Raw genomic sequence first — 13,831 nt, forward strand, 5'->3', positions numbered from 1 at the left:
GCACGGAGGGGGGTCAACTTTCCCGAGCCGCTACAGGGTCAGTCTTGAGGAGCCGTCGACACACTTGGACCAAATGTGGAAGCGCGTTCCTACTGGCGGGGAAATAAGTGTTGCGTGTCCCGCCCCTGCGGGGGACATGGCCCTGCTACCAGAAGGGACCGGGCGAGCTACCACAACCCAACGGACGCCACAGAGGCAGCATGACCGAAATCCAACAGGACCCAGATCCGGGGAGCCGCGTACAAGCTCGCTACCGAGCAGGTGCAGCTTCGGTCGTGCCTATTCGCACCGCGATGCCGCGGCTGCGCGTGACGCTACCGTGATGACGGTTGAGCTGGCGGCCGTTGGGCTTGCTGCCGCTGACGCGGCGCGCAGCACTGGCCGCCGCGAGAAGGGCCGGGTCTTTCTGGGGGCTCAGCCTCGACCGCCGCTCAGACCGCAATACGCCCACCGCCGACCGGCAGCAACGCACCATGGACGAGCTAGAGCGGTCGGTGGCCAGGAAACGATGGCGTCGACTACCTCGTCGGAGAATCCGGGGCGTCCTGCCAGACCGGCCGCAGCCGGATGGTCGGGGTCCTCACCGTGCCTTGCCTTGGCGCGGGCCAGGCCTGACCGCGTTCACCCGCAGGCCGTGCCGATCGTACTCGGCGGCCCAGGACTATTCCGGCCGCGCGGAACTCGGCGACCATGCGCGCGTACGTTGAGGATCGCCCAGTGGCCGTGCTTGGCCGTTTCAGGCGTGAGCCGGGCTACGAGGAAGTACGCTGCCTCGACGTTGGGAGGACACCGAGTCGAAATAATCCTCGGTCATCTTCTCCGTTAGGTCCGAAGTCGTGCACACCGCACTCGGAGGACACCGCGTCAACAACCTCTGGCGGGGACAGCTAGGTGGACTGTCTGGCCGTATGCACTGATCAGATAGCCCCCTTCGCCGGGTCGCCGGCCGGTACCGAAGTCAGCACCTGGACGTCCAGCGGGGTGCTCAATGCACCGTCCAGTTCGGCCATCAACTCCAGCAGCGATGCGCTCTTCGCGTGCGCCGCGAAGGCCGCCGCGTCGGTGTATTTCTCGATCATGATGAAACGGTCGGACCCCGCATACATTGCGTACGTCAGCACGCTCGGCTCTTGTGCATGAATTTGTTCGATCGCGTTGCTGAGCGCCGCCTGAACCTCGTGCCACCGCCCCTCGGCCGGCAACAGGGCGGCGATGACGACAACCTCTGATGTGGACATGCATTCTCCTTGCCTGGTAGGGAAACTGGACTGCGCGCGCGACTTGGACAGGTGGGCGGCGATGATCAGGTGCTGATGTACTGGACCTGGTCGCGGCGAAGGGTCGCAGACGCCGGCTGCCCGGCCACCACCCTGGAACCGTGGGTCCCGCACCCCGTAGTGGCGATGGCCTTCGATGACGACCTCGCGCGTGAATCCCCGCGCCCGAACCGACTGATTGAAGGCGGCGGGTTGGTGTCGAGCCGCGAGGCCGTCGCGAGGTGTCGGACATTGCTGGGCGGGCGGACGCGGGTCATGGCTCGCTGCCGTCCAACGGCGCCCTTAGATTGCCGTGCTCCCGGCGTCGACGTGAATCGTCGTGCCGGTCACGTAGCTGGTACGGGGCGAGGCAAGAAACAACACCGCCTCCGCGATCTCGTGGGCTCGCGCCGTACGGCCCAAGGGAAGTGTTTTGGCGATGTCCTCGATGCTCTCACCCCACTCCAGCAACACCCCGTCGGTGCGCGTTGGACCAGGGCTGACTGCGTTCACTCGCACGCCGCTGGGACCGAACTCGGCGGCCCAGGTGCGCGTGAGCGACGTGAGCGCCGCCTTGGACGCGCTGTAGGCAGAAGCGCCGGGGATACCCTTCGACGCGGCGATGGAGGTGATGTTGATGATGCTGCCGCGGCCCCGGTCGAGCATATGCGGTGCGAGCTGAGCGACGAGAAAATAGGCCCCCCGGACATTGGTGTCGAAGATCCGCTCGAACGAGTCGACCTGCTGCTCGACTGTGGCAGCGACGGGGAACGAGCCGGCGTTGTTGACGATGATGTCCACCGGGCCAGCCTGACGGACGAGTTCGCCGACGGAGTCGAGGTTGGACAGGTCAGCAGCGACGAACCTCACCGAGCCCGGCTCGTGGATAGCATCAATCGCTTTCTTGCCGCGTTTGACGTCGCGGCCGGTGATAACGACGTCGGCGCCTTCTTGTGCGAGCAGGCGGGCGGATTCGAGACCGATTCCGGCGGTGCCGCCGGTGACGAGTGCGGTCTGACCTTGCAGTTCCACGCGCTGAGCCTCCAGAGCTGATCTTATCGAGACTTACTCCTGATTGAACCGGTCCCCTCGGTGTCCTATTGCCTCGGGCTAGTCGGATTTCCGTGGGACGGGCATAAGACCTGCTTATGGCCTGCGAGTACTGGCCTCTGGAGAGCGCCGGTACTGTGGACAACACCGACTGCCAGATCAAGACATCGCATCGCTGGAGGACCACCGCGCCGAACCGACTGGCTGAACCAGCAAGACTTCCACATCTTCACGTTTTCGAGGCGTTCGCCAGAACGGGCTGCGCGGCGGTTCGGGCCGAAGCTCCGGGCACCGCGTGGCGGGCCCGGTGACCGCGTGCGGCACCTGTTGTGGGCGGCCCGCACGCGGAAGCGTTGAGGACCGGAGGCGACGGGACGCGGTTCACCCATAGGCGGGCCCGCGCAGCGTCAGCCACGACGGCTCCCGGTAGCGGTTCTCGAAGTCGTCGGCGAAGCGCTCCCCGTTCATGAACCCCCAGTTCGATGCCACGCTGGTCCACCCGGCGTCCGCCTGCTCGAACTCACGGCGTGCGCGTGCCAGCCGAACCGAGCGCAGCTCTTCGGCGAGTGAGAGACCCCGGTGGCGGCGGCAACATTGGAGCAGAGCGGGCACGCTCACCACGGCGACGTCGGCGAGCTCCGCGAGCGTCACTCTTGCGGCGCCGACGTTCGGATTTATCGGATTCACCCGCCGGATGTCCTGAGCTCATAGTGCAGCGTCTGATAGTGCCTCACGCGGTGCATGAACGGTACGAGAACTCCGTGCAGGAAGCGGTACTTGCCGGCCAGCGCGCGGGCGGCACGGACCGCGTCCTCTCCGGTGAGGAGCCTCGCCCGGGCGTGCATGGCCGGACCGATGGGCTTGCCCTTCATAGTGCACGGAGCGATCTCGACCTCCGGGTTGTTCCGCATCCGCTTGGCTTTCCAGGCTGCGTCATAGGTCCGCACGAAGGCGCGGTCCCCCTCGACCGCGATGCTCACAGCGGTGCCGACGGGCGTGCCGTCTCGCTTGAACGTGGTGAGCAGGATCGTCTTCTGCCGTGCGAACGGTTCGAACGGCGAGGGAGCAATAACCATGAGTACCTCCGGGACGACGAGGGCGGGCCGACGTGTGTACCTCTCACATGCAGACGGAGCGCGATGGGCGTCTGTGACAGCAGCGGACCGCTGATGCGCTGAACTATGGATGTTTGCTGACAACCGATCTCAGCACCCCGGGAACGTCGACAGCGGTAGCCCCTGAGTGCTCCGGTGTCGGCGCTTGGTTCTGCTCTGCCAACCGGAGAGCCCGGCTACGATCGGAGATGATCCAACGCGGCTCTCGGTGTGGCCAGAGGGCTCCTGCACGGCCTGACCCGCAACGGCCTCGCGGGCCCCGAGGTATTCGGGGTTAACTTCGGTGCCGTGTTCGCTGGGCCCTGGGCATCTCGGTATTCGGCGTCGGCAGCTTCGGGGGCTGGGTCTGGTTTGCCCGTCCTAGGTGCCGGGGTGACCGTGGTGGGGTCTAAGCACTCGGCTCACTCGGTCACGGCGGACCCACTGCGGTGGAGCTCGCCCTGTCCGAGGCGGCGGCGACGGCGTTGCTGGGTGGGTTGACCGCGGCGATCACGGCCGATCCAGCCCGAGACCACGCAGTTGACCCGGACCCTGGACAGCGCGCCGGCCGCGATGGTGAACCGGACCGGGCCAGCCTGCGTCGATCAGGGGGTCCCCGGCGAGGTTGAACGGGCCACGCCATGGCAGACGGCGTATCCGTCCATGCGATGGGATCCTGCAGGATGGCGTCCGGAACGGCGAACGCCTCCACAAGGGTGAGCGCGTGGGGCAAGTCCGGCGCTGACCCGGTCGACCGCGAAGGCCAGATCGCGACCCCTTCGACGGTGAGGTGTCCGTCCGCCAGCAGCAGGCTCGCGTGCGGGGCGAGCGTTGCAGTGCGAACACCTGGACGACCCGCTCGAGCACACTCCGCGTGCCGTCGTCACCTACACAGCCGGCAGAGGTCAGAAACGCATCGGCGACCCGTGTGGTCGGATACGCCTCGACGAGGTCAAGGGCTGGGTTCCCCGCATGGTTCCAGCGGTCCATCGGGCTGGGCTGTGCGGCTGAGGCGACTGCGAGCGTGCTAGAGGCGCGTGGTCAGGTGCGGCGGAGGGTCTGCGCGGGCCGTTCGCCGTGGGCGCGGCGGTACTGCTCGGCGAACCGGCCGACGTTGCTGAAGCCCCAGCGGTGGGCGATGCCCGCGACGGTGACGCCGTCGAGCGTTCGGGCCGCGAGCAGGTCGGCACGGGCGCCGCTCAGGCGCGTGCGGAGCAGGTAGGCCTGCGGTGTGGTGTCCTGCTCCGCGCGGAACCCGAGCTGCAGGGTACGGACGCTGACGCCGACCTCGCGGGCGAGCTGTGCGGTGGTGAAGTGCTCGGTGGGGCGGGAGTCCACCAGTGCGACGGCTGCCTGTACCGCGGCGCGAGCCACGGGGCCCCGGACCTCCTGTGTCATGAGGGACCGGAAGTCGGGTTGGCTCAATAACAGGGTCAGCATCGCGTGCTCGCGAAGCCGTGTGGTGATCGCCGCCGGCCAGGCGTCAGCGCCGGCGAACTGGGTGGCGGTGAGCCGGATGAGCTGGGCCAGGCCGTGCAGGCCGGCGACGCCGTCGGGCGGGTGAACGCGCGCCGCCAGCCGCGGGTCGGTGTCGTCGCGGCCGGTGAGGAGCCGGGCGAACGACCGCAGTGCGCGGGTTTCAATGCGCAGCATCGTCAGCGACAAGTCGGGGCTCCAGCCGAGCGTCATCGAGGCGCGTGGGCTGATCACCGCGGCGCTCCGTGCTGCGATGGCGTCGAACCGCGTGCCGTCGTGGTCGACGCGGACCACGCCGCGCAGGGGCAGGAGCGTGTCGACGTAGCCGACCATTGGCGGGGCGGTGACGGTGAGGCCCGCGGCGTAGTTGAGGTGGTAGAGCGCAACAGTCCCGAGTGAGACGCCGCGGATGCGGGCGTTGATCCCGCCCCGGCTCACCTTCAGGCGGTGCGGTGAGAGCAGCCGTGATCCACAGGTCTCGGCCTCCTCCACCGAACGTGTGCTCACCAGGAGCCGCCCGACCGCCGACTGCTCGTACGTCGGCGCAGGTAATGCTGCTCCGGACATGACCGTCTCCTCGCCATTCGCGCATACCCCTTCGACTCCGACGATACTGTTAACAACTTTTGACACTGGACTTTGTTGTGCAATGTCCGAGATACGCACCGTCGACAGCAATTTTCGACGCTGGAATTTATATGGAATGTCCGGGATACGCACCGACGACGGCCGGAGTACGCATCGCGCACCGTGGCCCCTGCCCGGCGCCTAGCGTCTGTCGGGCACCGACTGTGGCCACGTATCGCCTGATCAAAGGATTTGAGTGGGATCGGTGCATCTTGCGTCCATGAAGGAGTTGATGATGGATTACGTTCTTGACCGGACCTCGGTCACCCGTGAGGAGCGCGAGCAGCGGGCCGATCTCGTCGAGCGGGCGTCGAAGCTCGTCCCGCTGCTGGCGGCGAATGCTCGGCGCACCGAGGACGACCGGCGCGTCGTGGACGAGAACATCGCCGCTATCGAGGAAGCGGGGTTGTTCTCGATCATGCAGCCGAGGCGGTTCGGCGGCCTGCAGGTCGACTTCCGCACCAAGCTGGAGGTGACGCGCGAGCTCGCCAAGGGCTGCGGATCCACCGCGTGGGCGACGAGCCTGATGAACATCTGCGCCTGGTTCACCGGGCTGTGGAACGAGAAGGCCCAGCGGGACGTCTGGGCGAACCCGGCGCATCGCGTCGCCGGGGTGCTCGCGCCCACCGGGAGCGCGGAGGTGGTGGACGGTGGCTACCGGGTCTCTGGGAAGTGGGGATGGGCCAGCGGCTGCCTGCACTCGCAGTGGGCACAGGTCGGGATCCCTGTCACGGCCGAGGACGGAACGGTGCGGGACCAGGGACTGGTCCTCATCCCGATGTCCGAGCTGACGATCGAGGACACCTGGTTCGTCACGGGCATGAAGGGCACCGGCAGCAACACGCTGGTTGCGAACGATGTGTTCGTGCCGGCCCATCGCTACATCTCGTTCCTTGGGATGATCGCGGGGCAGGTGGACAACCCCTTCCCCGACGAGGCCCTCTACCGCGGGGCCTTCGTCCCCAGTGCGGTGATCACCCTCGTCGGTCCGCAGTTAGGCCTCGCCCGGGCGGCGTTGGACCTCGTGCTGGAGAAGGCACCTAAGCGGTGCATCGCGCACACGTTCTACGACAAGCAGTCCGACGCGCCCACGTTTCAGCTGGCGGTGGCCAAGGCGGCGTCGCTCGTCGACTCGGCACACCTGCATGCCTACCGGGCGGCCGCGGACATCGATGAGGCCGCGCAGCATGGGGTGTTTCCCGACTACGCCGCTCGCGCCCGGGTCCGGATGGACGCGGCAAGGGCCATCAGCTTGGCCAGGGAGGCGATCCGCGAGCTGGTCTCCGCGCACGGTGCCTCGAGCTTCGCCGACGCCAGCCCCATGCAGCGGATCTGGCGCGACAGCGAGGTGGCCAGCCGGCACGCCGTCGGCAACCCGGAGATCAGCGCGGAGGTCTACGGACGGGCTCTGCTCGGATTCACCAGCGGCGTCAGCCCCCTCGTCTGATCCCGGTCCGCCACCCCAATGCCCTGAAAGGAAGCCCTCGATGTCCGAAGCATCCCCGTCCATGCCCTGGCAGGACCTCGTCACCTACTCCGAGACGCACGACCTGCTCGCCAAGCGCCTCTTCGTCGTGTTCTCCGAGCCCACTAACGGCCTGGGCCCGGTACTGGAGAACCTCGATCCACACGTCGCGCACCAGACCGAGCTCGAGAAGAACGGAATCATGTTCGGCGCCGGACCGTTCGCCAGCGGCGACGAGAGGCATTGGAACGGAGAGGGCATGTTCATCTACCGGGGTAGCTCGCTCAACGAGGCGCAAGATCGCCGAGTCCGACCCGATGCACAGCAACGGAGCCCGCAGCTTCCGGATCCGGTCCTGGCTGCTCAACGAGGGCACCTTTCCGCACGGCTGTACTACTCGGGTGGCAAGCCCGAGATCGTCTGAGATCGCGGAGCGGTGCCCCTCCGTGACCAGCTCTACCGGCCCTACTGGGCCTGTGGCCTTGTATCAATACCCTCTGAGAACCTATGTGTCGGTTACCGGCCGGTTTGCGCGCTATTTGACCATTCTGGCGCAAAAGCAGATGACTCGGCGGGTTCCGGCTATGAAACGTGAATTTGTTGCGTTCGCCTTGAAATTCTGGCACTCCAACACTGCATTCTTCCGCCGCTCAGGGCGGCATCATGCCTTGGCGAATGTCCGGGACCCGCACGGTCGACGGCCGATGTGCGCAGTGCGGCGCTCGACCCCTATCCAGGGACATAGCCTCGGGAGAGCACCGGCTCCGGCTACGTATCGACAAGTGAGGACGAGAGGAGATGGCGACCCTACATGAGGACGATCGCGGTTGAGGAGGCGTTCAGACTCCCGCAGCTGGCCACGCAGGTGACCTCGTGGAGCAATAGCGTGCTGCGGGCCGACCGGGCCAGGGAGTGGGCCCGGCGGCTGCCGGAGTTCGACGAGCTCCGGCTGGCCGAGATGGACGAGCACGGCGTCGACCTCGCGGTGCTGTCGCTGACGGCGCCCGGGATCCAGGTCCAACCGGACGCCGCCGTGGCCGTGGACGACGCCCGGATCGCCAACGACGCGCTGGCTGAGATTGTGGCGAAGCGCCCTGACCGGTACGCGGGTCTGGCCGCGTTGCCGCTGCAGGACCCAGATGCCGCCGCTGCAGAGCTGGTGCGGTCAGTACGGACGCTCGGGCTGTGCGGTGCTTTGGTGAACGGCCCGACGCTGGGGCACTACTTGGACGAACCGCGGTTCCAGGTGGTGTGGGCGGCACTCGAGGAGCTTGATGCCCCGCTCTACCTGCACCCGACGTCGGTGCCGGCCGGGGAGTGGCATGTTCTCGGTGGACGGCCAGAGCTGGCCGGGCCCTCGTTCAGCTGGGCCGCCGAGACCGGTGGGCACGCCCTGCGGATCATCTACGGCGGTGTGTTCGATGATCACCCCGGCGCCACCCTCGTCCTGGGCCACATGGGCGAGTTCCTGCCGTTCCAGCTGGCCCGGCTGGACGCCTCGTACGCCATCACCGAGCCTCTCCGCACGCTCGCCAAGTCGCCCTCGCAGTACGTGCGGGAGAACGTGGTGATCGCGACGAGCGGCGTGTGCTCGCACGCGGCGCTGCTGGGCGCTGTGCTGGAGATCGGTGTTGATCACGTGATGTTCGCCATCGACTACCCGTACGAGTCGACGGCCGACGCTGTCCGGTTCCTTCGCTCAGCACCGTTTAGCGAGACCGACCTGGCCCGAATCTCGCACCGCAACGCTGAGCGGGTGTTCCGGCTCGACTCCGTGGTTAAGCCTCGGCCTTGACGCTGACAGTCGGCCGCAACCGCCCGTGATCACCTGGGGGCGCTGGAGCCCTGGCGGCCGAAGCCGCGCGATCAGCCACGGCTGTTGTCCCGGCCGGGAGGGCGTTTCGGGTCCCGCCGTCCGAGTGGTCGAGGCCGGGGAACGGGGATTATCACGCTGGCCCAACTGGGCGCGGCCGAGGGCATGGGCGAGGGTGTCGAACAGCGGCGGCGGGACGGCGAGGCGGCTGCCTCGATGGCGTCCAGGACGGCCCCGTGGGGATCCCCGATCACCACCGCCAACCGGTCCGATTCGTCTTCGAGCAGCGCGAGGGCTCGGAGCCCAAGTAGGTCACGGCGCTCATGTCGAGCACCACACGTCGCCCCGAAACCCGACGAAATTGGCTGAGCCATTGTGGACAGCTCGGGCCACGATGTGCCGCGACGGTCTTCGGGGCGCATCGGTGAGACCCGGTCTCGTACTCGGCCCAGGGCCTGTCCGCGAAGTGGGCGTGCTGACCTGCTTTGATCTTCGTTTTGTGGTGCGTAGGCACGAACTCACCGATGAACAGTGGCAGGTGATCGAGCCGTTGCTTACGGTCTCGGGGCGAGGGGGCGGCCGCGGGTAGATGACCGTCGGGTGATCAATCGGATGTTGTTCAAAGCCAAGACCGGGGTGGCGTGGCGGGACCTGCCCGAGCGGTACGGGCCGTGGAAGACCGTCTACAACCGGTTATGGCGCTGGTCACGCAACGGCACGCTCACCCCGCTGGTGGCGTGAGTGCAAGTGATCGCCGAGGCGATCGACGAGCTTGACCGCGAGGTCTCGGTGGACTCGAGCATCGTGCGTGCCCACCAGCATGCCGCTGGCGCCCGAAACGCCGGCACCGCGCAGTCGTCCCCAGGGAGTGGACGAATCCTGCGGCGGACACGGCGAGCCAGATGATCATGCTATCGGGCGGTCTCGAGGCAGGCCCTCCACGAAGATCCATCTCGCCTGGGACGGTCACGGCCGCCCGTTGTCGGTGGTGTTGACCGGCGGCAACGTCAACGACACCGCGATGTTCAAGCAGGTCCCGGGCGGCGTCGAGTTCCGCCGCCCCGACCCAGGTCGCCCGGCCACGCGTCTCGTTCGGGTGCTGGCAGACAAGGGTTACTCCAACGCGCCAACCGCGCATACCTGCGACGACGCGGGGATCCGGGCGACCGTCCCCGAGCGCTGTGACCAGCAAACCAACCGGGCCCGCTGCGGCAAGGCGGGCGGGCGCGTGAACGACCCATCCCTACTAGTGCCGCGTCATGCAACGTTGGGTAGGTAATCGGGTCGGCGGATCTTGGAGTTGACGGCGAAGCGCCGCTTGGGAGTGGCGTGGCGGTTGGCCCAGCGGATGTAGCGGGCGATCGCGGTCTCTTGAGCGGCGTGGGAGGGGTAGTCGCTGCCGTCGAGGGTGAAGTAGCGCAGCGCGGTGAACTCGCACTCGATCCAGTTCAGCCAGGACGCGTTGGACGGGGTGAACACCAACTCAATGCCGTGGTCAGCGCGCCAGGTGAGGACTTCCGCCTTCTGGTGTGCGCCGTAGTTGTCACAGACCAGGTAGAGCCGCCCGGTCGGGAAGCGACGGTGCAGTTGGCGACAGAAGTCGAGGAACTCCCGCCAGCGTTTGCGGTCCCGGAACCGGTAAAACAACTGCCCCGAGGCCAGGTCGAGCGCGGCTGAACATCTGCCGCACCCCAGCGGTGCGGGTGTAGGTGGCCGCCGGGTTGGCTGCCCTTTGCGGAACCAGCCTCGGCCGGGTCGGGGTTGCAGGTTCAGCGGGCCGAATTCATCGACGCAGATCACTCGCCTATCCGCGGGCGGGGCGTCGTAGAGGTCGAGGATGCGGGCCATCTTCGCGGCGAAGTCCGGGTCGCGGCTGGCCTTCCAGGTCTTGGTGGCCTGCCAGGTGATGCCTGCCTCGCGCAGGACTCGCCGGATCGTCTCGGTGGACACCGGGAGGCGGTAGTGCTCGGCCAGGTAGTCCGCCAGCTTGGTCAGGCTCCACGTGGTGAACGGTCGGCCCAGCGCCGACGGGGGTGCTGCGGGCGGTCTGGCAGTTCAGTTCGCGGGCGGCCGGCCCGAACTTACGGGGCCGGCCGCCGCTCCATTTTGGGTCCAAAGCCGCGAACCGGGTGTCGTTGAACGCGTGGATCACCTCCCGCACATACCACTCGGTCGCGGCGAACATCTGCGCGATCTGGGCCGCGGTGCGGCCCTGCATCGAGGCCAGCACGATCCCCGCCCGGCGGAGCCGGACCCGGTCGCGCGCCGTCCTCGCGACCTTGACCAGTCGCTGGGCCTGCTCGGGCTCCAACGGCTGCACGAACACCTCAGGCTGACGCGCCACCAGCACCACCTCCTCCACCGGCAGCCTCCCAGCCGCGACTGGCACCGCCAGCGCGACACGATCACCGCGCCAACGTTCTGTGCCGCGGCACTGGCAGGTAAATGTCGTTTCACAGTCTTGACAAGGCTGCCCCATCGGCACCTATTGTGTGGATCTTTGCAGCGGATGGGAGTGATCGTGCGGGCTGGACGGGGCTGGCAGGTCGCGGTGCCGTGGCCGGCGTGGTCCCGTCGGCACGTCGACCTGTGCCGTACCGACGCCGCGCTCTGTCGCTGCCCCTGGCGCCCGGTGTCCGGATAGCCACACCGCTCACCTCGATAGCCACACCACTTGCCCCGACCGGTCGGGTTGTGCGCTGCGCACGTGCCTCGGCAGCGCGCTGCCGTCCGTCATCCGAAGGAGAAGTCCGTGCGTCGCACGTTCCTCGTCGCAGCGGCCGCGCTGCTGTCCGCCGTCGTGCTCGCCGGATGCAGCGGGGGTTCCGGCAGCACCACCACGCTGCGGGTCGGGACCGAGGGCACCTACAGCCCGTTCAGCTACCAGGGTCCCGATGGTCAGCTCACCGGCTACGACATCGAGGTCGTCCAAGCCGTCGGCGCCCGGCTCGGGCGCACCGTCGAGTTCGTGCCGACCCCGTGGGACGCGATCTTCGCCGGGCTGGAGGCGCAGCGCTTCGACCTGGTCGCGAACCAGGTGACGATCAACGACGAACGCCGGGCCCGGTACGACCTGTCCGAGCCCTACACCGTGTCCGAGGGGGTGATCGTCACCCGCGCCGACAACACCGACATCACCGGCCTCGCCGACCTGCGGGGCCGGACCACCGCGCAGTCCGCCACCAGCAACTGGGCCGACGTCGCGCGCGGGGCCGGGGCGGACGTGGAGGCCGTCGAGGGCTTCGTGCAGGCCGTCCAGCTGCTCAAGGACGGTCGCGTCGACGCCACCGTGAACGACACCCTCGCGGTGGGGGAGTACCAGCAGACCACTGGCGACACCGGCGTGAAGGTCGCCGGGACCACCGGCGACACCAGCGAGCAGGCGTTCGCGGCGCGCCAGGGCAGCGGACTCATCGAGGAGGTCAACCGGGCGCTGGCCGAGCTGCGGGCGGACGGCACGCTCAGGCGGATCTCGGAGAAGTACTTCGGTTCGGACGTGAGCGGCAACTAGGTGGACTCCTCGACCTGGGAGCTGATCTGGCGCAACCTGTGGCCGATGCTGGTCGCCACCGTCACCCAGACCATCCCGCTGACGGTGATCAGCTTCGCGCTCGGCCTGGTCGTCGCGCTGTTCGTGGCGCTGGCCCGCATCTCGAAGACAGGGCCGCTCTCGGCGCTCGCGCGCGGCTACATCTCCGTCATCCGCGGCACGCCGCTGCTGGTGCAGCTCTTCATCGTGTTCTACGCGCTGCCGCAGTTCGGGGTGGTGATCGACCCGTTCCCGGCGGCGGTGGTCGCGTTCAGCCTGAACGTCGGCGGCTACGCGGCCGAGGTGATCCGGGCGGCGATCCTGAGCATTCCGAAGGGGCAGTGGGAGGCGGGGCAGACCATCGGCATGGGGTACGTGACAACGCTGCGGCGAGTGATCCTGCCGCAGGCGGCGCGCACCGCCGTGCCACCGCTGTCCAACACCCTCATCTCGCTGGTCAAGGACACCTCACTGGCCTCCACCATCCTGGTGACCGAGCTGCTGCGGGTCGCCCAGCTTGCGGCGGCGCCCACGTTCGACTTCTTCGCGCTCTACGGGGTCGCCGCGGTCTATTACTGGGTCATCTGCGTCGTCCTGTCGTTCGCGCAGAACCGGGTGGAGGCACGACTGGAGAGGTACGTGGCTAGATGACCGATCTGCTGACCGTGCGGGGTCTGCGCAAGTCGTTCGGCGACCTGCAGGTACTACGTGACATCACGTTCACCGTCCCGGCCGGCACCGTCACCGCGGTGATCGGGCCGTCGGGGTCGGGCAAGACCACGGTGTTGCGCACACTCAACGCCCTGGACCGGGCCGACGCCGGCGTGATCGGCATCGGTGGAGTCTCGGTCGATTTCGCCCGGCCCGTCGACCGCGCGACGCTGACCCGCTTCCGCGCCCAGAGCGGGATGGTGTTCCAGGCGCACAACCTGTTCCCGCACCGGACGGTGCTGCAGAACGTCATCGAGGGTCCGGTGGTCGTGCAGAAGTGGCCGAAGGCCGAGGCGATCCGGGACGCGATGGCCCTGCTGGAGCAGGTCGGGCTCGGGGAGAAGGCCGACGAGTACCCGTATCAGCTCTCCGGCGGCCAGCAGCAGCGCGTCGGGATCGCCCGCGCCTTGGCGCTCAAGCCCACTTTGATGCTCTTCGACGAGCCGACCTCGGCGCTGGACCCGGAGCTCGTCGGCGATGTGCTCCGGGTCATCAAGGACCTGGCCGCCGATGGCTGGACGATGGTGATCGTCACCCACGAGATCCGCTTCGCCCAGCAGGTGGCCGATCAGGTGCTGTTCATCGACGGCGGGGTGGTGCTGGAGTCCGGACCACCCGCCCAGGTGCTGGGCGACCCGGCCGAGGCCCGCACCCGGCAGTTTCTCCGGCGGATCTTGGATCCGATTTAGTCGGATGACGTCAGACCGAACGGCTACCGCAGGTCGTAGCGGTCCATTCCTATGACCTTGTCCCAAGCCTTACGAAGTCGCGGACAAACTTCTCCTCGGTCGTCGTCGCCGACCGCCAGGC

14 protein-coding genes and 1 pseudogene are annotated in these 13,831 nt (G+C 67.7%); 8 read left to right on the plus strand and 7 right to left on the minus strand.

From position 1 onward, the window contains the following. Positions 1-917: 917 nt before the first annotated feature. From ABD743_RS13270 to ABD743_RS13290, 5 genes are all read right to left on the minus strand, one after another. Positions 918-1,238 carry a putative quinol monooxygenase gene (locus ABD743_RS13270; RefSeq protein ID WP_344722247.1) on the minus strand — a complete coding sequence of 107 codons (321 nt, stop codon included), beginning with the start codon at positions 1,236-1,238 and terminating at the stop codon, positions 918-920. 321 nt (positions 1,239-1,559) lie between these two features. Further along, entirely contained in the window at positions 1,560-2,288 is a 729-nt protein-coding gene (locus ABD743_RS13275) for an SDR family NAD(P)-dependent oxidoreductase (RefSeq protein ID WP_344722249.1), read from the minus strand. Between the two features lie 399 nt (positions 2,289-2,687). Further along, positions 2,688-2,957 carry a helix-turn-helix domain-containing protein gene (locus tag ABD743_RS13280; RefSeq protein ID WP_344722251.1) on the minus strand — a complete coding sequence of 90 codons (270 nt, stop codon included), beginning with the start codon at positions 2,955-2,957 and terminating at the stop codon, positions 2,688-2,690. 32 nt (positions 2,958-2,989) lie between these two features. Then, positions 2,990-3,382, minus strand: a complete 393-nt coding sequence (locus ABD743_RS13285; RefSeq protein ID WP_344722253.1) for a PPOX class F420-dependent oxidoreductase — start codon at positions 3,380-3,382, stop codon at positions 2,990-2,992. 1,059 nt (positions 3,383-4,441) lie between these two features. Beyond that, positions 4,442-5,443, minus strand: a complete 1,002-nt coding sequence (locus ABD743_RS13290; protein ID WP_344722255.1) for an AraC family transcriptional regulator — start codon at positions 5,441-5,443, stop codon at positions 4,442-4,444. A gap of 295 nt (positions 5,444-5,738) precedes the next feature. Here ABD743_RS13290 and ABD743_RS13295 point away from each other — a divergent pair, with 295 nt between their 5' ends. The 5 genes from ABD743_RS13295 to ABD743_RS44460 all read left to right on the plus strand — a co-directional run bounded on the left by ABD743_RS13295 (position 5,739) and on the right by ABD743_RS44460 (position 10,060). Next, positions 5,739-6,950 (plus strand): acyl-CoA dehydrogenase family protein, encoded by a 1,212-nt coding sequence (locus tag ABD743_RS13295; RefSeq protein ID WP_344722257.1) that lies wholly within the window; start codon positions 5,739-5,741, stop codon positions 6,948-6,950. 40 nt (positions 6,951-6,990) lie between these two features. Continuing rightward, entirely contained in the window at positions 6,991-7,392 is a 402-nt protein-coding gene (locus ABD743_RS13300) for a YciI family protein (RefSeq protein WP_344722259.1), read from the plus strand. 387 nt (positions 7,393-7,779) lie between these two features. After that, positions 7,780-8,763, plus strand: coding sequence for an amidohydrolase family protein (locus ABD743_RS13305; protein ID WP_344722261.1), 984 nt, complete (start codon positions 7,780-7,782; stop codon positions 8,761-8,763). A 549-nt stretch (positions 8,764-9,312) separates the two neighbouring features. Next, on the plus strand, positions 9,313-9,522 hold the full coding sequence (locus ABD743_RS13310) for a transposase (protein ID WP_344722262.1): 210 nt from the start codon (positions 9,313-9,315) through the stop codon (positions 9,520-9,522). A gap of 79 nt (positions 9,523-9,601) precedes the next feature. Further along, positions 9,602-10,060 (plus strand): transposase, encoded by a 459-nt coding sequence (locus ABD743_RS44460; RefSeq protein ID WP_379659282.1) that lies wholly within the window; start codon positions 9,602-9,604, stop codon positions 10,058-10,060. On the opposite strand, the gene ABD743_RS13315 is transcribed toward ABD743_RS44460, so the two are convergent. Beyond that, positions 10,039-10,803, minus strand: coding sequence for an IS630 family transposase (locus ABD743_RS13315; protein ID WP_344722367.1), 765 nt, complete (start codon positions 10,801-10,803; stop codon positions 10,039-10,041). The two genes, ABD743_RS44460 and ABD743_RS13315, sit on opposite strands and share 22 nt — an antisense overlap. A 115-nt stretch (positions 10,804-10,918) precedes the next feature. Continuing rightward, positions 10,919-11,260, minus strand: a pseudogene (locus ABD743_RS13320) (hypothetical protein); the annotation flags it as partial. Between the two features lie 273 nt (positions 11,261-11,533). On the opposite strand from ABD743_RS13320, the gene ABD743_RS13325 reads away from it, so the two are divergent. The 3 genes from ABD743_RS13325 to ABD743_RS13335 are packed head-to-tail and all read left to right on the plus strand — an operon-like array spanning position 11,534 to position 13,710. Then, positions 11,534-12,292, plus strand: a complete 759-nt coding sequence (locus ABD743_RS13325) for an amino acid ABC transporter substrate-binding protein (RefSeq protein WP_344722264.1) — start codon at positions 11,534-11,536, stop codon at positions 12,290-12,292. Beyond that, positions 12,293-12,961: an amino acid ABC transporter permease gene (locus ABD743_RS13330; RefSeq protein ID WP_344722266.1), complete on the plus strand. Its 669-nt coding sequence runs from the start codon at positions 12,293-12,295 to the stop codon at positions 12,959-12,961. Continuing rightward, positions 12,958-13,710, plus strand: a complete 753-nt coding sequence (locus ABD743_RS13335; RefSeq protein WP_344722268.1) for an amino acid ABC transporter ATP-binding protein — start codon at positions 12,958-12,960, stop codon at positions 13,708-13,710. Before ABD743_RS13330 ends, ABD743_RS13335 begins: the two co-directional genes overlap by 4 nt. The last annotated feature ends 121 nt before the right edge of the window (positions 13,711-13,831 follow it).

It is taken from the genome of Pseudonocardia yunnanensis (assembly GCF_039534065.1).
Taxonomy (GTDB): domain Bacteria; phylum Actinomycetota; class Actinomycetes; order Mycobacteriales; family Pseudonocardiaceae; genus Pseudonocardia; species Pseudonocardia yunnanensis.

Coding starts and splice junctions, on each gene's coding strand:
- ABD743_RS13270 (WP_344722247.1), bottom strand. CDS start 1,238: ATGTCCACATCAGAGGTTGTCGTCATCGCCGCCCTGTTGCCGGCCGAG.
- ABD743_RS13285 (WP_344722253.1), bottom strand. CDS start 3,382: ATGGTTATTGCTCCCTCGCCGTTCGAACCGTTCGCACGGCAGAAGACG.
- ABD743_RS13290 (WP_344722255.1), bottom strand. CDS start 5,443: ATGTCCGGAGCAGCATTACCTGCGCCGACGTACGAGCAGTCGGCGGTC.
- ABD743_RS13295 (WP_344722257.1), top strand. CDS start 5,739: ATGGATTACGTTCTTGACCGGACCTCGGTCACCCGTGAGGAGCGCGAG.
- ABD743_RS13300 (WP_344722259.1), top strand. CDS start 6,991: ATGTCCGAAGCATCCCCGTCCATGCCCTGGCAGGACCTCGTCACCTAC.
- ABD743_RS13305 (WP_344722261.1), top strand. CDS start 7,780: ATGAGGACGATCGCGGTTGAGGAGGCGTTCAGACTCCCGCAGCTGGCC.
- ABD743_RS44460 (WP_379659282.1), top strand. CDS start 9,602: ATGCCGCTGGCGCCCGAAACGCCGGCACCGCGCAGTCGTCCCCAGGGA.
- ABD743_RS13335 (WP_344722268.1), top strand. CDS start 12,958: ATGACCGATCTGCTGACCGTGCGGGGTCTGCGCAAGTCGTTCGGCGAC.